This is a genomic window from Myxococcus sp. MH1 (genome assembly GCF_059738865.1).
This window is the reverse complement of record NZ_AP026947.1, coordinates 10,242,004-10,261,309: the sequence shown is the minus strand read 5'-3', so window position 1 is coordinate 10,261,309 and position 19,306 is coordinate 10,242,004. Positions and strand designations below refer to the sequence as shown.

The window sequence follows — 19,306 nt, the reverse complement described above, 5'->3', positions numbered from 1 at the left end:
ACACATGAACGAGGAGCTTCATGACGAACCGGTGGAAAGGTGGCGTGCTCTGGGTCCTGCTCTGCGCTGGGATGGGGAGCGCGTGTTCCCGCGAGCTGGATGACGTGGTGAAGGTGCCCGTGGAGCAGGGGCCCTCCCACAGACTGGAGGACCACGGGGACTGGTCCACCGAGCCGCTCGCCGCCTGCCCGGTGCTCCCCGCCGGGAGTACGAGCGCCGCGTGCGGAACGCTGGAGTCCTTCGACCTGTCGGCCTGCTCGCGCGACAGCCTGGGGGCGGTGCGGGGCGCGGGCATCTTTACCCTGCATGTCATTGGCAATGACATCCTGACGAACGACAACAGCCAGGGCACCGGAGCGGTGCGCATCCTGGAGGACGGGCGCGTGTTCCAGGATGGCGTGCCCTTCCCGGAGTCGCGCCTGGATGAGAGCACCTTCTTCGCCTCGCGCGGCGGCACGCTCCCGGATGGGCGGGCGTACCGGACGTCGATGGTGGGGTGCAAGGCGGAGGGCTCGACGCGGCTGACGGGCTGCTTCGTGAACTGCCTGGATGGCACGCCGGCGTTCCAGGGCACCTTCGAGCTGGAGAAGGTCCGCCGGCGCGAGGGCGAGGCGGAGGGCTCCAAGCTGGAGCTGGTGGGTGAGGGCGTGGTGCCCCAGGGCACGGTGGCCGACGTCTTCGTCACCAAGGGCCACGCCTACGTGGTGTCGCTGGAGGATGCGTTCAAGGGGCCCGGCGGGCTCTACGTGTTCGACCTGGCGGACCGCAAGGCGCCCCGGCTGGTGAAGAACGTGTTCTTCCCGGGGGACAGCTACTGGAACGGCGTGTGGGCCAAGGACGACGCGCTGTATGTCGCCAGCGCGGCGCGGGGGCTGCTGGTGTTCGACATCTCGGACCCGGCGGACCCGGTGCTGGTGAGCGCGCTGCCGGGCGGAGGTGCGGTCAACGTGCACACCGTTTTCGTGGCGATGGACCGGCTGTATGCGATGTCCATCTCGCCGGCGCCGGTGACGCTCATCTTCGACGTGAAGAACGCGCGGGAGCCGGTGCTGCTCGGTCGCTACGCGGACCCGAGCGTCAATCCCAGCGTGGCCTCCTTCCCGCATGACGCCACGGCGTGGGGCAACCGGCTGTTCGTGAATCACTGGCGCGCGGGCCTGCTGATTCTCGACGTGAGCGACCCGGCGAACGTGGTGAAGGTGGGGGAGTATGTCTATCCGCGCTCCACCAGCCACACGAACCGCTGGCACTACGTGAACAACCGCCTCATCGTCTTCGAGGGCGGCGAGGACTGGGGAGGGCACGTGCGGGCCATCGACATGACGGACCCGAAGGACCCCATCCTCGTCGGCGAGTACCGGCTCACCCCGGGCGTCTCCGTGCACAACATGGAGCTGAAGGGGAATCGGCTCTACCTGAGCCATTACCAGCACGGCGTGCGGGTGCTGGACGTGTCGCGGCCCTCGGAGATGAAGGAGGTCGCCTACTACAACACCTGGCGGGCGACGGACCGGGCGCGGGGGTTGATGTTCTTCGACGGCGCCATCGGCGTGCGCATCCCGGATGACGGCCACGTGTATGTCATCGACACCTCGCGGGGCCTGCTCATCTTCGAGGAGGTGGAGTAGCGGACGTGACGCCGCGCCGGAGGTGGGCCTCGTGTCCGCCTCCGGCGGTGGGGTCCTCCTCCGGGATGACTGGCATGGTCTCGCGCGGGCCTCCTGGCCTACGCTCGCGCGGGGTGCCGGGTCATTCGAAGTCGGGAGCCGGAGAGATGGGCTCGATGAAGCGTTACGGGTGGATGGTGGTGTTGCTGCTCGCGGGCGGCTGTGGTTCGCGTCACCACGGGCCGACGGTGCACGAGCGCCGGGCGGCGATTCGGGCCGACCATGCGGGCAAGTATGGCGGCGAGGGCTTCCAGGCCACGCAGTGGGGCATGTCGCGCGCGCAGGTGCGGGCGCTGTACCCCGAGGCGCTGGTGACGGCGCGCGAGGACCTGGTGGTGTCGACGACGCTCGGGGAGCGTCCGGCCCGGGTGTTCTTCCTCTTCGCGGGAGACAAGCTGGGCTCGGTGTTCGTGCGCTTCGCGACCCCGGAGGTCCTGCGGGACGAGCACCAGCAGATGGTGGAGGTGCTGAACGCGAAGTACGGGCGGCCCCGGAAGCGAGGCTCGTCGCGACGTGTGTTGAAGTACCGCGAGTCCATCGACCTGGCGTGGCTGCTCACCAAGACGTCGCCGCCCGCGGCTGAGTGGGCGCCCGCGCGGCGAGATTCCGCGTTCGGGACGAGCGAAGCACCGGCGGAGGCGATGTCCTCGCCGCCGCTCGTGGAGGAGTCGGGGAGGGTGACCGTGGCGCCTCCCGTGGAGGCGCAGGCGATGGAAGGGCGGGCGGGGAGCGAGGCATCCGCTCAGGCGCAGTCGACGGGAGGACAGGCGGAGATCGCGACACCCGCGCAGGAGCAGTCGACGGGAGGACGCGCAGGGAGCGCGGCACCCGCTCAGGCTCAGTCGACGGGAGGACGCGCAGGGAGCGCGGCACCCGCGCGGGCGCAGGCGACGGGAGGACAGGCGGGGAGCGAGGCACCCGCGCGGGCCCAGGCGAGCGGAGTTCCTGCGGACGATGCGATGGCCTCATCGCGCGAAGGGGCTCGGGAGGGCGAGGCGCAGATGGACGTGCCGCCGCTCGTGGCGGTCGAGCAGGACGCGATGGACGAGGCGCCGCCGCCGCTCGTGGAGGCCCAGGTGGACGATGACGACCGGCCTGACGCGTACGACGACACCCAGGAGGAACCCTCTTCTCCGGAGCCGGAGATTCGCGCGTCCCGGAACGGGTACGTGGTCGTCGCCCGCTGGAAGGCCCCGGAGACGGCGGTCCGGCTCCTGGGCTACCAGGTGGCGCGAGACCGCCTGCTGACGCTGCTCTACGAGAGCGATGCCTACGGCGAGGAGATTCGCGAGGAGATGGAGGGGCGGCTCGCCGCGGAGCTGCGCAAGCAGGCCCGCGACTTCTAGCGGACAGTGACGGCGGACCCCGCGTCACTCCCTGCTTCCCGCCGAGCGAAAGACATGGTTCCTCCCGGCTTTCGTCACGGAAGTCCGGCCGGGAGGAATCACATGAGCATCCAGGGTTCGAAGGTCGCCCTCGTCACCGGGGCATCGCGGGGCATCGGCGCGGCGGTCGCGGAGCGGCTCGCGCGGGACGGCTTCAGCGTCATCGTGAACTACTCGAGCTCCGCGGGGCCCGCGGAGGCGCTCGTGCGTGACGTCGAGCAGGCCGGCGGCAAGGCCCTGGCCGTGAAGGCGGACATCAGCAAGAGCGCCCAGGTGCGCGGCATGTTCGACGCGGCCGAGAAGGCCTTCGGCGGCGTGGACGTGCTGGTCAACAACGCGGGCATCATGACGCTGTCGCCCGTGGCGGACATGGAGGACGCCGCCTTCGAGCGGCTCGTCGCCGTCAACCTCCAGGGCACCTTCAACACCCTGCGCGAGGCCGCGCGCCGGCTGCGCAAGGGCGGGCGCATCATCAACTTCTCCTCCAGCGTGGTGGGCCTGCTGCAGCCCACGTACGCCGTCTACGCGGCCACCAAGGCGGGCGTGGAGGCGATGACGAGCGTGCTGGCCAAGGAGCTGCGCGGCCGCGACATCACCGTCAACGCCGTGGCCCCCGGCCCCACCGCCACGGACCTGTTCCTCGACGGCAAGCCCCAGGAGGTCGTGGACCGGCTGGCGAAGCTGGCCCCGCTGGAGCGGCTGGGGCAGCCCGTGGACATCGCGTCGGTGGTCTCCTTCCTCGCGGGCCCCGACGGCGCGTGGGTCAACGGGCAGGTGCTGCGCGCCAACGGCGGCATCATCTGACGCCGGGCGCCCGTGTCACGGCGAGCCGTGCACGTCGACATAGGCGCGCTGGGCCGGCACGGACACGAGCCGGCCCTCCGGCATCACGTACGCGGTGAGCCGCCCGCCGTACACGCAGCCCGAGTCGAGCCCCACGGCGTGCGGATGTTGCTGCACGCCGCGCATGGCGTCGTGGCCGAAGATGACCAGCTCCGGCCCCTTCCAGCAGCTGGCCCAGGGCACGCCGCCGTCCACCCGCTTCGACGGCGTCCCGTCCGGGGCGATGCTGCGCAGGTTGAGCAGCTCGTCCGCGCGCTGCGCCTCCAGGGGAACTCCCGGCACCAGCCCGCCGTGCACCGCGAGCACGTTCAGCTCCGGGAAGCGGCGATACAGCGGCTGCGCCTCCAGGTACGCCCAGTCCTCGGCGCACAGCGTGTCGAGCACCTGGCGGTGCTCCTTGCCCAGCTTCTTTCCCTCGGGCCCGCGGCCCGAGTGCCAGCGCAGCACGTGCGCGTCGTGGTTGCCGCGCACCGCGAGCATCCCCAGCTCGCGCGCCCGCCGCACCACACCCGCCGAGTCCGGCCCCTTCGCGACCAGGTCCCCCACCAGCACCACGCGGTCGTCGGGGCACCAGCCGCACGCGGTCAGCAGCGCGTCCAGCTCCCGCGCGCAGCCGTGCACGTCGCCGATGAAGAGCGTGCGCATCGCTCACTCCACCTTCGAGCGCAAGAGGCGGCTCAGGTTGACGTCGAGCTGGCTGGAGATGAGGCGCAGCACGCTGTCGAGCTGCGAGCCGGTCAGCCGCAGCTTCTCGGTGAGCAGGCGCCGCGTCTCCTGGAGGAGCGACTCCTGCGCGGCCACCACCCAGCGCGCCGCCGTGGAGCGGTGCACGCCGTACAGCGCGCCCAGCTGGTCGATGCTCAGCCCGTCCAGGTACTTCATGCGCAGGAAGTTGCGCTGACGCGCCTCCAGCGTGCCGAGCGCGGTGGTGAACGACGCGCTGAACTCCGCGCGGTACGTGTTCTTCAAGTAGACGAGCTCCGGGTCGTCCCCGGGCGCGACGAGCAGCGACAAATCCCCATCATCCGCCTGGGGGTGTCCGCCGCGCTGGCGCTGCCAGTCGAGCGCGAGCCACAGCGCCGCGGCGCGCACCCAGCCGCTCAAGGGACCCGTGCCGGGGTAGGCCGCCAGCCGGGCGGGGGCATCCTGGCTGCCCACCAGCATGCGCTGGCGCAAAAGCTGGCGGACCTCGTCGAGCCCCGAGGGCGGCAGCTTCAGCCGCGCCACGGCGGCGTTCACCTCGGGCATGAAGCTCGCCTCGAAGGCACTCAACGCGGAGGGGAGCTGGTCCGCCGCCGCGCGCGCCAGGTAGACGTCCGGGAGGTGGAACTTCTCCACGTCCTCGGAGGGGGCCTGCGCGGGGAGCAGCCGCGCCAGGTGGACGACGAAGCGCGCGCCGTCCAGTTCCACCCCGGGCCACGCCGCGCGCGCCGTACCCAACACGCGCGCGAGCAACGCCTGAAGCGGGGGCAGCGACTCCGGCGCGCAGGGGACACCTCGCGCCGCGATGAAGGCCTGGGCCAGGGAAACGTCCGGGGAGGACACGCCGTGGGACGATAGCACCCCCCTCCCGTAATCCAGATTCGACCATTTCCGAAGTGAACGCTTGTTTGCCCCGTCTCGTGACGGGAGTGGGACGCCTGGGTGCCTTGTGTGACAAGGGGCTCGCCTGTCCCGGAAACGGGCGCCCGCGGCCCCTGGACCGCGCGCTCCCTGGCCCGGCCATTGCTGGTATGGGACGGGAGTCGACGTCGCGGAGGTGCACGTGGAGTCCATTGGTGGCGGGCCTGGGGACGCGGCTCATACCTCGTGGTTGGAGCTGAGCGCGGGTGCGCTGAGGCACAACGTGGAGGTGTTCCGGGCGCTGGAGGGGGGCAAGGGGCCCTCGGGGGCACTGGGAGTGGTGCTCAAGGGCAACGCCTACGGACACGGGCTGTCGCAGGTGCTGCCGGTGGTCCATGGGCGGGTGGACATCCTGTACTTCATCGCGCCGCAGGACGCGCTGCGGGTGCGGGAGCACGAGCGGGCCCAGGGCCTTGCTCCCCGGCAGGTGGTGGTGCTGGGGGCGGTGGCGCCGGAGGAGGCGGTGGTGCTGGCGCGGGAGGGCGTGGAGGTGGTGGTGGCCGACCGTGGTTGGGAGGCCGCGGTGCCGGTGCTGCGCGCGGCCAGGCTGGCTCGGCCGCTGCGGGTCCATGTCCACATCGACACGGGCCTGGGGCGCGAGGGCTTCACGTTGGAGCAGCTGCCCGGGGAGACGCGGTTCCTCGTGGACGCGCGCGACGTGCTGGAGGTGGTGGGCGGGCTGAGCCACTTCGCCAACACGGAGGACGTGACGGAGCAGGGGTACGCGCTGGCGCAGGTGGACGCGTTCGAGACGGGGCTGGGGCTGCTGTCGGCGCAGCTGGGGACCGGGCGGGTGTTGCAGCGGCACATCGCCGCGAGCGCCGCGACGCTGGTGCTGCCCCGGGCGCGCTACGAGGCGCGGCGGGTGGGGATTTCGTTGTACGGGCTGTGGCCGTCGGCGGAGACGCGGCTGTCGGCGCGGCTGGTGCTGGGCGAGGTGCCGTCCTTGCGGCCGGTGTTGTCGTGGCGGTGCGGGAGTCAGGTGGTGAAGTGGCTGCCGGCGAATGCGTACGTGGGCTATGGCTGCACGTACCGGACGTCGGAGCCCACGCGCATCGCTGTATTGCCGGTGGGGTACTACGACGGCTACCCGAGGCTGGCGTCGGGCAAGGCGCACGTGCTGGTGAACGGGCGGCGGTGCGCGGTGCTGGGGCGCGTGATGATGAACCACCTCATCGTGGACGTGACGCGGGCGACGCCGGACGAGCGCCCCGTGACGGCGACGCTGCTGGGGCGCGACGGCGAGGAGTCCATCACCGCCGAGGCGCTCGCGGGCTGGGCGCAGACCATCCACTACGAGGTCGTCACGCGCCTGGGCGCGCACCTGCGCCGCGTGGTGGTGGAGTAGGGCCCCGGTCAGCGCTTCGCGTCCATCCCAGCGGGCGCCGGACGCCGCCCGGGTGGTCGCGCGGCGGCATCACGCGGCCGCGCGATGGGGGGCAGCCGGGCGCGCGCGCCTCAGCGCTTCGCGTCCGTCGCCGCGGGCGGCTGCACCTTCCAGCGGCGGTGCAGCCACATCCACTGGTCGGGGTACTTGCGGATGCAGCGCTCCAGCGCGGCGGTGATGCGCGCGGTGTGCTCCGTCACCGGGTCCGCGCACTCACCGGGCGCGGGCGCCGGGATGGGGCCCTCCACCTCCAGCCGGAAGCGCGCGCCCTTGCCGCTGCGCACGCCCATCACCACGAACACCGGCGCGCCCGTGCGCTGCGCGGCCACCGCGCACGCGGGCGTGGTGGACGCGAGCCGACCGAAGAACGGCACGAACACCGCGGCCTTCGCCGGCAGCGCCTGGTCCAGCAGCATGTAGGGCGACTCGCCGCGCTCCACCGCCTCCGAAATCTCCTGGATGGCGCCGCGCGGATAGATGAGCCCCGCGCCGCAGCCCAGCCGGTTCTCCGCGATGCGCGTGTTGAGCGCGCCCTTGAGCGGACGCACCAGCGCGTCGATGCCCACGCCCCAGCGAATCAGCATGTCGCCGAGCAGCTCCCAGTTTCCGAAGTGCGCCGTCACCAGCAGCGCGCCCTGGCCCGTGGCCACCCGGGCCCGCAGCGCGTCCCAGGCCTCCTGGCCCACGACCCCCTGCTCGCCCCAGTCGGCGGGCAGCCGGTCCCCACCGGGAATCGACTCCAACACCACGCGCGACATGTTGATGTACGCGCCCCGCGCGATGTCGCGCCGCTCCGCGTCGCTCTTCTCCGGCAGCCCGCGCGCCAGGTTGTCCATCACCACGCGGCGACGGATGCCCAGCGTGTACGCCAGATTGCCCACGAAGCGGGCGAGTGCGTCGCGCGACTGGGGCGACAGCCAGGTGATGAAGGCGAAGACGGGCCGCGTCAGGAGCTTCACCAGCGCGCCGGGCGGCGTGCCGATGATGCGGCGCAGATGCTCCGCGGGCTGCTTCTGGGCGTTCGTTACCGGGACGACCTGGTCGGAAATGGGAGCGGAGGCGGACACGCGGGCACTCCACCCCGAAGTGAAGTTTCCGGCAAGGACACACTCGCGCTCGGCGCTACCCTGGCTGCTCGGCATAAGACACACTGCGCGCCATGCCCAACCTGCTCCGTCCGGTGGCGCTGGCCACCGTTGCCCTGTTGTCCGCATGCGGTGCCCGGCAGACCCCGCCGGCCACCGAGCCCGTGGCGACCACCGCCGCGGCTCCCTCCACCGCGGCCCCCACGCCGCCCACGCTGCGCCTGCCCAAGGACGTGCGTCCCAAGGGCTACGCCGTGGAGCTCACCCTGGACCCGAAGGCCTCCGCCTTCCAGGGCGTCGCGGAAATCGGCCTCGACGTGTCGAAGCCCACCACCGTCGTGTGGCTGCACGGCAAGAACCTCACCGTGAAGCAGGCCACGCTGACGCAAGGAGGCACGCCGCGCGAGGCGACCGTGCACCGGAGCGAGGCGGGAGACTTCCTGGGCTTCTCCGTGAAGGAGCCGCTGACGCTGGGCACCGCGAAGCTGCGCGTCGTCTACGAGGGTATCGCCTCCGAGAAGGAGACGGATGGCGCCTTCCGCGTGAACGAGGGCGGTGACTGGTATGTCTTCACCCAGTTCGAGCCCATCGACGCGCGCCGCGTCTTCCCCTGCTTCGACGAGCCCGAGTTCAAGGTGCCCTGGCAGTTCACCTTCCACGTGCCCGCGGGCAACGTGGCCGTCACCAACACGCCGCAGCTGGCAGAGGAGGCCCGCCCCGACGGCGGCCGCACCTACCGCTTCGGCCGCACGCAGCCGTTGCCCAGCTACCTCATCGCCTTCGGCGTGGGCCCGTTCGACTTCCTGGAGGCGGCCGACTCCGGACAGAAGAAGGTGAAGACGCGCATCATCACCCCGCGCGGCCGCACCGTGGAGGGCACGTACGCCGCCAAGGTGACGCCCGAAATCCTCGCCGCGCTGGAGGCGTACTTCGGCATCCCCTACGCGTACGAGAAGCTGGACGTCATCGCGGTGCCGCTGCTCGGCGGCGCCATGGAGCACCCGGGCCTGGTGACGTTCAACTCGCAGCTCATGCTGTCCAAGCCGGAGGAGGACTCCATCGGCCGCCAGCGCGCCTTCTCGGAGACGCAGGTGCACGAGCTGGGGCACCAGTGGTTCGGCAACCTCGTCACCCTGGCGTGGTGGGACGACCTGTGGCTCAACGAGTCCTTCGCGTCCTGGGTGACGCCGCGCATCGTCGAGTCCTGGCAGCCGACGTGGGACGCGCCGGTGGAGCGCGTGCAGGACCGCAGCCGCTCGCTGGACGCCGACAGCCTCTTGTCCGCGCGCCGCATCCGCCAGCCCATCGACAGCGCCAATGACATCCACAACGCCTTCGACGGCATCACCTACGGCAAGGGCTCCGCGGTGCTGACCATGACGGAGGAGTGGCTGGGGCGCGAGGTGTTCCGCAAGGGCATCCAGCGCTACATGAAGAAGCACGCGCACGCCAACGCCACGGCGAAGGACTTCCTGGACGCGCTGTCGGCGGAGGCCGGGCAGGACGTGACGGGCGTCTTGAGCACGTTCCTGGACCAGGGCGGCGCGCCGCTGGTGACGGCGACGCTCGAGTGTGGCGCGGGCCAGCCCAAGGTGGTGCTCACCCAGCAGCGCTACCTGCGCCTGGGCTCGAAGGCGCCCCAGCCGCAGACGTGGAAGGTGCCCGTGTGCGTGAAGTACGCGGTGGGCAACAAGGACGCGAAGGCGTGCACGGTGCTGGAGGGCGAGCGCGCCGAGGTGGCCCTGACGGAGGCGAAGACGTGCCCGGCCTGGGTGTTCCCCAACGCGGAGGGCGCGGGGTTCTTCCGCATCCAGCTGGCGGGCGAGGCGGCGAAGAAGCTGACGAAGGCGGGCATGGCGAGGCTGTCGCGCGCGGAGCGGGTGGCGCTCTTGGGCGACGTGCGGGCGCTGGCGCTGGCCGGGGCGCTGCCGGCCTCGGAGGCGCTGGCCCTGGCGGAGCGCTCGGCGCACGACCCGGACCGGGTCATCGTCGAGAGCACCATGGAGATGCTGGACCTGGTGAGCACGCGGCTGCTGCCGGAGAGCCGGCATGCGGACCGGGCGCGCTTCCTGCGCGAGACGTACGGCCCCCGGGCCCGGGAGCTCGGCTTCACGCCGCGCAAGGGCGAGAGCGAGGACACGCGGCTGTTGCGTCCCCGCGTCATCCGGCTCGCGGGCCGCGACGGCGCGGACCCGAAGCTGGTGGCGGAGGCGAAGGGGCTCGCGGACAAGTGGCTCGTCAACCCCGCGGCGGTGGACCCGGAGATGGTGGACGCGGTGCTCTCCATCGCCTCGGCGCACGGGGACGCGGCCTTCCAGCAGAAGCTGCTGACGGCGGTGCGCTCGGAGAAGGACCGCTCGCGGCGCGGGGACATGATTCTGGCGCTGAGCGGCTTCGTCGACCCGGAGCTGGTGAAGCAGAACCTGGGGCTCGTCTTCGAGAAGGGGATGGACCCGCGCGAGACGGTGTGGATGGCGTTCGCGGCCTCGCAGCACGTGAAGACGCAGGGCGTGGCGTTCGACTTCGTGACGAAGAACTACGACAAGCTCGTGGGCGACTCGCCGGACGCGCTCCTGCCGCAGGACGCGGCGGGGCGGATGTCCTTCGTGGGCCGCGCGTTCTGCGGTGAGGAGCAGCGCAAGGCGCTGGCGGAGTTCTTCACGCCGCGCGCCGAGAAGGCCCCGGGGGGGCCTCGCACGCTGGCGCAGGTGCTGGAGTCGGTGGACCAGTGCGTGGCGCTGAAGGCCGCGCAGGCCCAGAGCGTCGAGTCGTTCCTCGACGGCCGCGTCACCCACCCCCAGCCGAAGCTGCAGAAGACGCGCTGAAGCGGGTGTCGCGCAAAGCCCGGAGGGCCTTCGTGGCTCTCCGGGCGGTCCGCGGGCTACTTCCGGCCGCGCGACATGAACGCCATGAAGGCCTCCTGGGCCTCCGTGGAGCCCAGGCGCTCGATGAACTTCGCGCCCTCGCGCGCGAGCGTGGCGTGGGTCTGCTCGCGCAGCGGGCCGCGAATCAGCTCCTTCGTCACGCGCACGGCCTCGGCGGGGCGGGAGGCCAGGGTGCGGGCGCGCTCGGTGGCGACCTCGTGGAGGCTCGCGTCGGGGACGACCTTGTTGATGATGCCGGCGCGCAGCGCGGTGGCCGCGTCGAAGGGCTCGCCGAACAGGAGCAGCTCGCTGGCCAGCGCGTAGCCGGCCATGCGCGGCAACAGCAGGCTGCTGGCGCCCTCGGCGCACAGGCCCAGCTGCACGAAGGGCATGTGGAAGCGCGCGCGCTCGGTGGCGATGACGTAGTCACAGTGCAGCAGCATGGTGGTGCCGATGCCCACCGCCGGGCCGTCCACCGCCGCGAGCACGGGCTTGGGCGCGTCCACCAGCGCCTTGAGGAAGAGGAACACGGCGCTGTCCTCGCCCGCGGGCGGGTGCTCCATGAAGTCGCCGATGTCGTTGCCCGCGGTGAAGACGGTGCCGGCGCCGATGAGCAGCACCACGCGGACCTCGTCGTCCGTCGCCGCCTGCTGGAGCGCGGCGGTGGCCGCCTCGTACATCGCATGCGTGAAGGCGTTCTTCTTCTCGGGTCGGTTGAAGGTGAGGGTGAGGACCCCCGCTTCCCGCTTCGTCAGCAACGTGTCGGACATGGCGCCGGAGCCTAGACCGACTCGCGCCGGGGCGCGGGCGGAACTTGCGGCCCACCCCGCGTGTGCTCCGTCTCCCTACGCGAAGCGGCTCAGGGCCGCAGCGCGCGGGCCACCAGCGGCGCGAGCGTCACCACCCTGTGCTCGATGGGCAGCCCCGAGCGCGGCTCCACGCTGTCGGTGGAGACCAGCTGCCCCAGGGGCAGCGTGCGCAGGCGCTCCACCGCCGGGCCCACGAGCAGCGCGTGCGTCGTCACCACCGTGAGGTCGTCCGCGCAGCCCGCGTCGCGCAGCGTGCCCGCGGCCGCCACCAGCGTGCCGCCGGTGGACACCATGTCGTCGACCAGGATGGGGCGCTTGCCCCGCACCTCGCCCATGAGGCCGCTGGCGTGCACCTGGTCCCCGCTCAGCCGCACCTTGTGAATCACCGCCCAGGGGCGCCCGAGCAGCCGCGCCAGCGCCTCCGCGCGCTTCACCGCGCCCAGGTCCGGCGCCACCACCACGGACGTGTCGCTCACCCTGGGCAAGAGCGCGTCCGCGAGCAGCGGCAGCGCGGTGAGGTGCTCCAGGGGCGAGTCGAAGCACCCCTCCAGCGCGGGGCTGTGCAGGTCCACCACCAGCACCCGCGCGAAGCGGCCCTGGGACAGCATGTCCGCCACCAGCCGGCCACCCAGGGGCTCGCCGGGCCGGGCGCGCCGGTCCTGTCGCGCGTAGCCCAGGTAGGGCACCACCGCTTCCAGCCGCGCCGCGCCGGCCCGCCAGCACGCGTCCGCCATCAGGAGCAGCTCCAGCAGGTGCTCCCCCGCGGGCGGCGTCAGCGACTGCACCAGCACCACCGTGCGGCCCCGCACCGAGGCGGGCACCTCCAGGTGCATCTCCCCATCCGGGAAGCGCTCGAAGTGACAGTCGGCGAGGGGCACGCCCAGGGCCAGGGCGAGCTCCCGCCCGAGGTGCGGACTGGCGGTGCCGGTGAGGAGGAGGGGGTCCATGGGCCGCACCCTAGCGCGCCCGGTGCCCCGGAGCGCGGGCCCCCGCCGTCCGCCCCGGGCACATGCCTCCAGGCGGGCCGTGGGTCGCCCCTCCGGCGCAAGCAGGCCGGGCCGTGCTTTTCCTTGGGAGCAAGGAGGATGACGCATGCGCTTTCGCGACAGGGCCGATGCCGGACGCAGGCTGGCGGCCACGCTCTTGCCCTACCGGGGCTCCAACGTGCGCGTGTTGGGGCTGGCCCGGGGCGGCGTCCGGGTGGCGTACGAGGTGGCCCGCGCGTTGGAGGTCCCCCTGGACATCTGGGTCTCGCGGCGACTGAGCATCCCCGGCCGGGTGATGACGCTGGGCGCGGTCTCCGAGAACGGCGCCCGGTTCCTGCTCTCGGATTCCCTGCGCCTTATGCCCATGCCCCGCGCGGAGGTCGACGCCCTGGTGTCCGACGAGGCGGCCGAGGTGGAGGCGCAGGTGCGGCGCCTGCGCGGGCGGGCCCAACCGGAGCTGGGCGGCTGCACGGTCATCCTGGTGGATGACGGCGTGCTGACGGGCGCCACGGCCGCCGCCGCGCTCGTCGCCTTGCGACAGTTGCACCCGGCGCGCCTGGTGATGGCCACGCCCGTGGCGTCGCCGCGAGGGCTGGAGGTGGTGCGCGCGGAGGCGGACCAGGTGTCGTGCGTGGAGACGGAGCCGGGCCTGCGCACCGTGGCCGAGGCGTACGACGACTTCCGCGCGTTCCCGGACGTGGAGCTGCAGAGCCTGGTGGAGCGCTCGCGCCAGCCGCCGTGGCGCTCGCGCTCGGTGCTGGAGTCCGCGGACCCGGGCGGCTCCTGGATGTGAGTCGTGAGCCGTGACGCGTTCTGGAGTCCCCCGCAATCCAAGAGGTCCGCCGCGATGACGACCGAGGTCAGCCTGGACGTGGACGTTCGCGAGGTGAGGGTCCGCTCCGGCCACGCGGAGCTGGGAGGCAGCCTGGGGGTTCCGCCCGGCGCGCGCGGGCTGGTGGTCTTCGCGCACGGCAGCGGCAGCAGCCGGTTCAGCCCGCGCAACGTCGCCGTCGCGCGCGGCCTGCGCGAGGCGGGGCTGGGCACGCTGCTGTTCGACCTGCTCACCGAGGACGAGGAGGCGATGGACCTGGGCACCGGCGAGCTGCGCTTCGACATCCCGTTCCTCGCGCGGCGGCTCATCGCGGTGACGCGCTGGGCGCGGGCGCGGCCGGAGCTCGCGGGGCTGGGCCTGGGCTACTTCGGCTCCAGCACGGGCGCGGCGGCGGCGCTGCTGGCGGCGGCGCTGCATCCCGGGGACGTCCAGGCGGTGGTGTCGCGCGGCGGCAGGCCCGAGCTGGCCGGGCCCGCGCTCGGGCGGGTGCGCGCGCCCACGCTCCTTCTGGTGGGGAGCCTGGACGTGGACGTGCTCGAGCTGAACCAGGAGGCGTTCGACGAGCTGCTCTGCGCCAAGTCCCTGGTCGTCATCCCCGGCGCCACGCACCTGTTCGAGGAGCCCGGCGCGCTGGGGGACGTGGCGCGCCGCGCGGCCGACTGGTTCTCCCGCCACCTGGACGCCCCCGGGTTCGCCGCGCGCGAGTGAGGTCGTCCTGGGGACTCGCGGTGCGAAGGCGCGCGGACGGGCCGTGGACCGTCGGGGGCTCGCGCCGGAGCCAAGCTTTGGCGCACCGCCCGGACGCGCGGGCTGCTATAGGCAGGTGCATGCCCTCGCGTGAACCACGCTTCGTCTGGTTGGACCTGGAGATGACCGGGTTGGACCCCGAGTCCTGCGCCATCATCGAGATTGGCGTCATCATCACCGGCCCCGACCTGCGCCCGCTCGCGGAAATCGAGCGGGTCATCTGGCAGCCGGAGGAGGTGCTCCTGCGCATGGAGCCCGTCGTGCGCGAGATGCACACGCGCAACGGCCTCCTGGAGAAGGTGCGCGCCTCCAGCACCTCGCTGCGCGTGGCCGAGCGCGAGGTGACGGCGCTGGTGGCCGAGCACTGCCCGCTGGGCGAGGGCGTGCTGGCCGGCAACTCCATCCACACCGACCGCCGCTTCCTGTTCCAGTACATGCCCCTGCTCGAGCGCTACCTGCACTACCGCATGGTGGACGTCACGAGCCTCAAGGTCCTCACGCGCGCCTGGTACCCGAACCTCGTCGAGCCGCGCAAGCCGCCCTCCGGGCACACCGCGCTCGCGGACCTGCGCTCGAGCATCAACGAGCTCCAGTACTACCGGGACACGCTCTTCCGCGCGACGCCGGGCTGAGCGGCGTCACGCTCGAGGGCCTCAGCCCTGGGAGCCCTCGCCGCTCCCGGGCACGGGCCCGTTGGGGCCGCCCAAGAGCTCGCTGATGGTGTCCAGCAGCAGGTCCAGCTCGAAGGGCTTGGCCAGGAACCTCGCGCTGGAGCGCCGCTCCTCGTCGGAGATGCGCCCGGCGCTCATGACGACGACGGGGATGGACTTCAGGGCGGGGTCGTCGCGCATGCGGCGCAGCATCTCCCGCCCGTCCATCACCGGCATCATCAGATCCAGCAGCACCAGGTCCGGCTTGATGTCCGCCATCCGCTGGAGCCCCTCCGCGCCGTTGAAGGCGGTGAGGATGCCGTAGCCCTCCACGGAGAGGATGTCCTGGAGCGCCTCGACGATGGCCAGCTCGTCATCGACGATGAGCAGCCGCTTCATCGAAGCCCTTCCTCCCTTCGCCAGGCGCCCTCGGCGCGCTCATGGGCCGCATCTCGCCAGACGTCATTCCACCCTCGCGCCCCTGGGCGCAAAGCTAGGGGAAAGTCCGGCGCAAGCCACGCATTTGCGTGAGGTGTGTTCGGAATATTGCGCTCGAGGTGGCTCACCGCAGGCGCGCTCGCAGCAGGTGTTTCTGCACCTTGCCCAGCGCGTTTCGCGGCAGGGAGTCCATGAAGACGACGCGGCGGGGCTTCTTGAAGCTGGCCAGCCGGTCCTTGCACCACTCCACCAGCGCCTGGGCCTCCGGGGCGTGCACGCCCGGCGGGGGCACCACCACGGCGACCACCTGCTCGCCGTAGTCCGCGTCCGGCAGGCCCAGCACCGCCACCTCGGCCACGCCCGGGTGGGTGGCGAGCACCTCCTCCACCTCGCGCGGGTACACGTTGAAGCCCCCACAGATGATGAGCTCGCGCGCCCGCCCGGTGATGCGCAGGTAGCCGTCCGCGTCGAGCTCGCCCAGGTCCCCGGTGTGGAACCACCCCTCCGAGTCGAACGACTCGCTCGTCGCGTCCGGACGCCGCCAGTAGCCGGCGAAGACGTGGGGGCCGCGGACCTCGATTTCCCCCGTCTCGCCCTGGGGCAGCGGGCGGCGGGTGCGCACGTCCACCACGCGGGCCTCCTGGCCGGGGAAGGGGAAGCCCACCGTGCCGGGGCGGCGCTCGCCGTCGTACGGGTTGGTGGTGTTCATGATGGTTTCCGTCATGCCGTAGCGCTCGAGGATGCGCGCGCCGAAGTCGTGCTCGATGTCATGGAACAGCTGGGGGCTCAGGGGCGCCGAGCCGGAGACCCAGAGCCTCAGCTCCCGGGGCTTCACGCCCGTGCGTCGCGACTCCTCCAGCAATCGTCCATACATGGTGGGCACACCAAAGAACATCGTCAGCGACGTGTCATCGCGCAACGTCGCCAGCGCGTCGGTGGCCACGAAGCGCCGGTGCAGCTCCAGGCTCGCGCCCGTGTACAGCGTGCCGTGCAGGCCCACCATCAAGCCGTGCGTGTGGAACAACGGCAGGGTGTGCAGCAGCCGGTCCGCCGCCGTCCACCGCCACGCCTCGGTGACGGCCTTGACGTTGGCCAGCAGGTTCCTGTGCAGCAGCATGGCGCCCTTGGAGCGCCCCGTGGTGCCGGACGTGTAGCCCAGCACCGCCAGGTCCTCGGGCCGCGGCAGCGCCAGCGCCAGCGTGGACTGGCTCCCCTCGGTGACGAGCGTGTCGAAGTCGATGACCTCCAGCGACGCGGGCGGCGTCACCGTGGGCGCCTCCACCGTCACCAGCCACTGCAGCGTGGGCAGCTGCTCGCGCAGCGGCGCCAGCTCCGCCACGCCCGCCGCGCCGGTGACACACGTGTGCACCTCCGCGTCCGCCAGGATGTGGGCCAGCTCCACCTGGCGATACGCCGTGTTCACCAGCACCACCACGCCCCCCGCGTACTGCACGCCCAGGTAGGCGACGATGAAGCTCGGGCTGTTCTCCAGGAAGAGCGCCACGCGCTCGCCCGGTTGCAGGCCGCGCTGGCGAAGTCCCCGGGCGAGCGCCGCGACGCGCGCGGCCAGCTCTCCGTAGGAGGTCGACTCACGCTCGAACGTGAGCAGCGGCCGTGCTGGCGCGCCGTGGGCGTGGTCCAGGAAGGCCTCGAGCAGGGACGAAGTCATTCGCACCGCAGCCTACTGCCGTGGCTTCGTCTGGGAACAAGCTGTGAGTCAATTTTGACGCTCTAGAATGGTATTAACTGCATAGTCTGCAATTCTAGTCGACGCTGACCTCACCCGGGAGACGGGGAGTGTTTGCCGGGCCGGACCGCACGCGCATCCGGGTCGCGCGGTTGTTCGCTTCTGGGACATCACTTCGCGGAAGCGGGCACGGCCTGGGGCGAGGGGGGCCCTGCCTCCAACGATTCTGTGGGGTTGGTGCGCGAGGAGGTGTTGGCACGCGGCTCGCTCTAGGGCCTGGCGTGGACATTCCCAAAGCCAAGAAGCCTCGCCGCAAGCCCTGGGTCTTCGCCATCGGAGGCGCGCTCGCCCTCATCCTCGTCACGGTGGGGCTGGGCCGGCTGCGCCCCGCGGCGCCGTCGGTGGACCGGGCCTCGGTGTGGTTGGACACGGTGAAGCGCGGCCCCATGGTGCGCCAGGTGAAGGGCGCGGGCACGCTGGTGCCCGAGTACATCCGCTGGCTGACGGCGGACACGGCGGGGCGCGTGGAGCGCATCCACGTGCGGCCCGGCGCCGAGGTGAAGGCGGACACGCTCCTGATGGAGCTGTCCAACCCGGACGTGCAGCTGCAGATGCTGGAGGCCGAGCGGCAGCTGGCGAGCGCGGAGGCCGAGTACATCCAGCTGCGGATGACGCTGGAGACGCAGCGGCTGGCGCAGGAGGCGACGGTGGAGACGCTCACCGCGGAGTCCTCGGACGCCGCGCGCCGGGCGTCGGCGAACACGGCGCTGGCCCAGAAGGACCTCATCCCCGCGCTCGAGGCGCGGCAGCAGGGGGAGAAGGCGGGCGAGCTGACGCGCCGGCTGGAGTTGGAGCGCAAGAAGCTGACCGTGGTCGCCGCGAGCATGAAGGACCAGCTGGCCGCGCAGGCCGGACAGGTGGAGCGATTGAAAGCGGTCGCGCGCTTCCGTCGTACCCAGGTGGACTCGATGAAGGTGGTCGCCGGGGAGGATGGCGTGCTGCAGGAGCTGCCGTTGGAGCTGGGCCAGTGGGTGACGCCGGGCGTGCTGCTGGCGAAGGTGGTGAAGCCCGAGCGGCTCAAGGCGGAGCTGAGAATCGCCGAGACGCAGGCGCGCGACATCGTCCAGGGCCAGAAGGCGCTGGTGGACACGCGCAACGGCGTCGTCGAGGGCACGGTGGCGCGCGTGGCGCCGGCGGCCAGCCAGGGCACGGTGCGGGTGGAGGTGTCCCTGCCGGCCCAGCTGCCCCGGGGCGCGCGGCCGGACCTCACGGTGGAGGGCACGGTGGAGCTGGAGCGGCTGGCCAACGTGCTGTCGGTGGGGCGCCCGGCGGGCGCGCAGCCCAACGGGACGATGTCGCTCTTCCGTTTGATGCCGGGAAGCGACGAGGCCGTGCGGGTGCCGGTGCAGCTGGGCCGGGGCTCGGTGAATGCCGTGGAGGTGCTCCAGGGCCTCGCGGAAGGTGACCAGGTGGTGCTTTCGGACATGGCCGCGTGGGACGCGGTGGAGCGGGTGAGATTGCGATGACGACGACGACGAGCAGTGTGGAGACCCCCGCTTCCGAGGACGCGGCGGTGCTCTCCGGTGGACCCAAGGCGGACCCGAGCAAGGCCCTCATCACGCTGGAGGGGCTGACGAAGGTGTTCGAGACGGAGGAGGTGGAGACGCACGCGCTCTCCAACATCCACCTCAACATCCGCCAGGGTGAGTGGGTGGCCATCGTCGGCCCGTCGGGCTCGGGCAAGTCGACGCTGCTGGCGGTGCTGGGGTTGCTCGACACGACGACGCGCGGCACGTACCTGCTGGACGGCAAGAGCGTGCTGGACTTGTCCGCCACGGACCGCGCGCTGGTGCGCAACCGGCACATCGGCTTCATCTTCCAGAGCTTCAACCTCATCGGTGATTTGACGGTGTTCGAGAACGTGGAGCTGCCCCTGACATACCGGGGCATGCCCGCCGCCGAGCGCAAGCAGCGGGTGGAGCGCGCGCTGGAGAAGGTGGGCATGGCGCACCGCGCGCGGCACATGCCGGGGCAGCTCTCGGGTGGTCAGCAGCAGCGCGTGGCCGTGGCGCGCGCGGTGGCGGGAGACCCGCTCATCCTGCTGGCCGACGAGCCCACGGGCAACCTCGACTCGAAGAACGGCGAGGCGGTGATGCAGTTGCTCTCCGAGCTGCACAAGGCGGGCGCCACCATCTGCATGGTGACGCACGACCCCGCGCACGCGCGCACCGCCACGCGCACGGTGAGCCTCTTCGACGGCCGCATCGTGCAGGACGAGCAGCGCCGCTGACCGTCCGTCGTCC

The 19,306-nt window shown here is 71.9% G+C and carries 17 protein-coding genes; 10 read left to right on the top strand and 7 right to left on the bottom strand.

Translation table 11 applies throughout. The annotated features are described in order from the left end of the window. Positions 1–20 precede the first annotated feature (20 nt). The 3 genes from AC6JA9_RS40660 to AC6JA9_RS40650 all read left to right on the top strand — a co-directional run bounded on the left by AC6JA9_RS40660 (position 21) and on the right by AC6JA9_RS40650 (position 3,856). A complete protein-coding gene (locus AC6JA9_RS40660; RefSeq protein WP_497958754.1) occupies positions 21–1,628 on the top strand; it encodes an LVIVD repeat-containing protein in 1,608 nt (535 codons plus the stop codon). Positions 1,629–1,783: 155 nt separating this feature from the next. Beyond that, positions 1,784–3,013 (top strand): hypothetical protein, encoded by a 1,230-nt coding sequence (locus AC6JA9_RS40655; RefSeq protein WP_497958753.1) that lies wholly within the window; start codon positions 1,784–1,786, stop codon positions 3,011–3,013. Between the two features lie 102 nt (positions 3,014–3,115). After that, on the top strand, positions 3,116–3,856 hold the full coding sequence (locus AC6JA9_RS40650; RefSeq protein ID WP_267698905.1) for an SDR family oxidoreductase: 741 nt from the start codon (positions 3,116–3,118) through the stop codon (positions 3,854–3,856). A gap of 15 nt (positions 3,857–3,871) precedes the next feature. On the opposite strand, the gene AC6JA9_RS40645 is transcribed toward AC6JA9_RS40650, so the two are convergent. Together AC6JA9_RS40645 and AC6JA9_RS40640 are read right to left on the bottom strand one after the other, a co-directional pair. Further along, a complete protein-coding gene (locus AC6JA9_RS40645; RefSeq protein WP_141332676.1) occupies positions 3,872–4,540 on the bottom strand; it encodes a metallophosphoesterase in 669 nt (222 codons plus the stop codon). A 3-nt stretch (positions 4,541–4,543) separates the two neighbouring features. Then, positions 4,544–5,440 (bottom strand): transcriptional regulator, encoded by an 897-nt coding sequence (locus AC6JA9_RS40640; RefSeq protein ID WP_228557365.1) that lies wholly within the window; start codon positions 5,438–5,440, stop codon positions 4,544–4,546. 214 nt (positions 5,441–5,654) lie between these two features. On the opposite strand from AC6JA9_RS40640, the gene alr reads away from it, so the two are divergent. Then, complete coding sequence (gene alr, locus AC6JA9_RS40635) at positions 5,655–6,866, top strand: alanine racemase (RefSeq protein WP_223783822.1); 1,212 nt, start codon at positions 5,655–5,657, stop codon at positions 6,864–6,866. Between the two features lie 110 nt (positions 6,867–6,976). Here the strand turns inward: alr and AC6JA9_RS40630 are convergent, their stop codons facing one another. Further along, entirely contained in the window at positions 6,977–7,972 is a 996-nt protein-coding gene (locus AC6JA9_RS40630; RefSeq protein WP_223750411.1) for a lysophospholipid acyltransferase family protein, read from the bottom strand. A 92-nt stretch (positions 7,973–8,064) separates the two neighbouring features. On the opposite strand from AC6JA9_RS40630, the gene AC6JA9_RS40625 reads away from it, so the two are divergent. Next, positions 8,065–10,815: a M1 family metallopeptidase gene (locus tag AC6JA9_RS40625; RefSeq protein WP_497958752.1), complete on the top strand. Its 2,751-nt coding sequence runs from the start codon at positions 8,065–8,067 to the stop codon at positions 10,813–10,815. 56 nt (positions 10,816–10,871) lie between these two features. Here the strand turns inward: AC6JA9_RS40625 and AC6JA9_RS40620 are convergent, their stop codons facing one another. Next, positions 10,872–11,624, bottom strand: a complete 753-nt coding sequence (locus tag AC6JA9_RS40620; RefSeq protein WP_223750409.1) for an enoyl-CoA hydratase — start codon at positions 11,622–11,624, stop codon at positions 10,872–10,874. Positions 11,625–11,713: 89 nt separating this feature from the next. Continuing rightward, a complete protein-coding gene (locus AC6JA9_RS40615) occupies positions 11,714–12,619 on the bottom strand; it encodes a ribose-phosphate diphosphokinase (RefSeq protein ID WP_223750408.1) in 906 nt (301 codons plus the stop codon). A gap of 136 nt (positions 12,620–12,755) precedes the next feature. Here AC6JA9_RS40615 and AC6JA9_RS40610 point away from each other — a divergent pair, with 136 nt between their 5' ends. From AC6JA9_RS40610 to orn, 3 genes are all read left to right on the top strand, one after another. Further along, entirely contained in the window at positions 12,756–13,442 is a 687-nt protein-coding gene (locus AC6JA9_RS40610; RefSeq protein WP_223750407.1) for a phosphoribosyltransferase, read from the top strand. Between the two features lie 54 nt (positions 13,443–13,496). Further along, complete coding sequence (locus AC6JA9_RS40605; RefSeq protein ID WP_223783824.1) at positions 13,497–14,189, top strand: dienelactone hydrolase family protein; 693 nt, start codon at positions 13,497–13,499, stop codon at positions 14,187–14,189. 119 nt (positions 14,190–14,308) lie between these two features. After that, positions 14,309–14,860, top strand: coding sequence for an oligoribonuclease (gene orn, locus AC6JA9_RS40600; protein WP_046716931.1), 552 nt, complete (start codon positions 14,309–14,311; stop codon positions 14,858–14,860). A gap of 21 nt (positions 14,861–14,881) precedes the next feature. Here orn and AC6JA9_RS40595 read toward each other — a convergent pair whose 3' ends face one another. Both AC6JA9_RS40595 and AC6JA9_RS40590 read right to left on the bottom strand, forming a co-directional pair. Continuing rightward, positions 14,882–15,277: a response regulator gene (locus tag AC6JA9_RS40595; RefSeq protein ID WP_141330562.1), complete on the bottom strand. Its 396-nt coding sequence runs from the start codon at positions 15,275–15,277 to the stop codon at positions 14,882–14,884. Positions 15,278–15,440: 163 nt separating this feature from the next. Next, complete coding sequence (locus AC6JA9_RS40590; protein ID WP_141330564.1) at positions 15,441–16,985, bottom strand: AMP-binding protein; 1,545 nt, start codon at positions 16,983–16,985, stop codon at positions 15,441–15,443. A gap of 299 nt (positions 16,986–17,284) precedes the next feature. On the opposite strand from AC6JA9_RS40590, the gene AC6JA9_RS40585 reads away from it, so the two are divergent. Continuing rightward, positions 17,285–18,529, top strand: coding sequence for an efflux RND transporter periplasmic adaptor subunit (locus AC6JA9_RS40585; protein ID WP_223750404.1), 1,245 nt, complete (start codon positions 17,285–17,287; stop codon positions 18,527–18,529). Next, a complete protein-coding gene (locus AC6JA9_RS40580; RefSeq protein ID WP_223750403.1) occupies positions 18,526–19,293 on the top strand; it encodes an ABC transporter ATP-binding protein in 768 nt (255 codons plus the stop codon). The genes AC6JA9_RS40585 and AC6JA9_RS40580 overlap by 4 nt, the downstream gene beginning before the upstream one ends. Positions 19,294–19,306 lie beyond the last annotated feature (13 nt).

Excerpts from the sequence above, each read along its gene's own strand:
- AC6JA9_RS40620 (WP_223750409.1), bottom strand. The coding sequence starts at position 11,624 with ATGTCCGACACGTTGCTGACGAAGCGGGAAGCGGGGGTCCTCACCCTC.
- AC6JA9_RS40605 (WP_223783824.1), top strand. The coding sequence starts at position 13,497 with ATGACGACCGAGGTCAGCCTGGACGTGGACGTTCGCGAGGTGAGGGTC.
- AC6JA9_RS40580 (WP_223750403.1), top strand. The coding sequence starts at position 18,526 with ATGACGACGACGACGAGCAGTGTGGAGACCCCCGCTTCCGAGGACGCG.
- AC6JA9_RS40625 (WP_497958752.1), top strand. The coding sequence starts at position 8,065 with ATGCCCAACCTGCTCCGTCCGGTGGCGCTGGCCACCGTTGCCCTGTTG.
- AC6JA9_RS40660 (WP_497958754.1), top strand. The coding sequence starts at position 21 with ATGACGAACCGGTGGAAAGGTGGCGTGCTCTGGGTCCTGCTCTGCGCT.
- AC6JA9_RS40590 (WP_141330564.1), bottom strand. The coding sequence starts at position 16,985 with ATGACTTCGTCCCTGCTCGAGGCCTTCCTGGACCACGCCCACGGCGCG.
- AC6JA9_RS40595 (WP_141330562.1), bottom strand. The coding sequence starts at position 15,277 with ATGAAGCGGCTGCTCATCGTCGATGACGAGCTGGCCATCGTCGAGGCG.
- orn (WP_046716931.1), top strand. The coding sequence starts at position 14,309 with ATGCCCTCGCGTGAACCACGCTTCGTCTGGTTGGACCTGGAGATGACC.
- AC6JA9_RS40650 (WP_267698905.1), top strand. The coding sequence starts at position 3,116 with ATGAGCATCCAGGGTTCGAAGGTCGCCCTCGTCACCGGGGCATCGCGG.
- AC6JA9_RS40610 (WP_223750407.1), top strand. The coding sequence starts at position 12,756 with ATGCGCTTTCGCGACAGGGCCGATGCCGGACGCAGGCTGGCGGCCACG.
- AC6JA9_RS40645 (WP_141332676.1), bottom strand. The coding sequence starts at position 4,540 with ATGCGCACGCTCTTCATCGGCGACGTGCACGGCTGCGCGCGGGAGCTG.
- AC6JA9_RS40655 (WP_497958753.1), top strand. The coding sequence starts at position 1,784 with ATGAAGCGTTACGGGTGGATGGTGGTGTTGCTGCTCGCGGGCGGCTGT.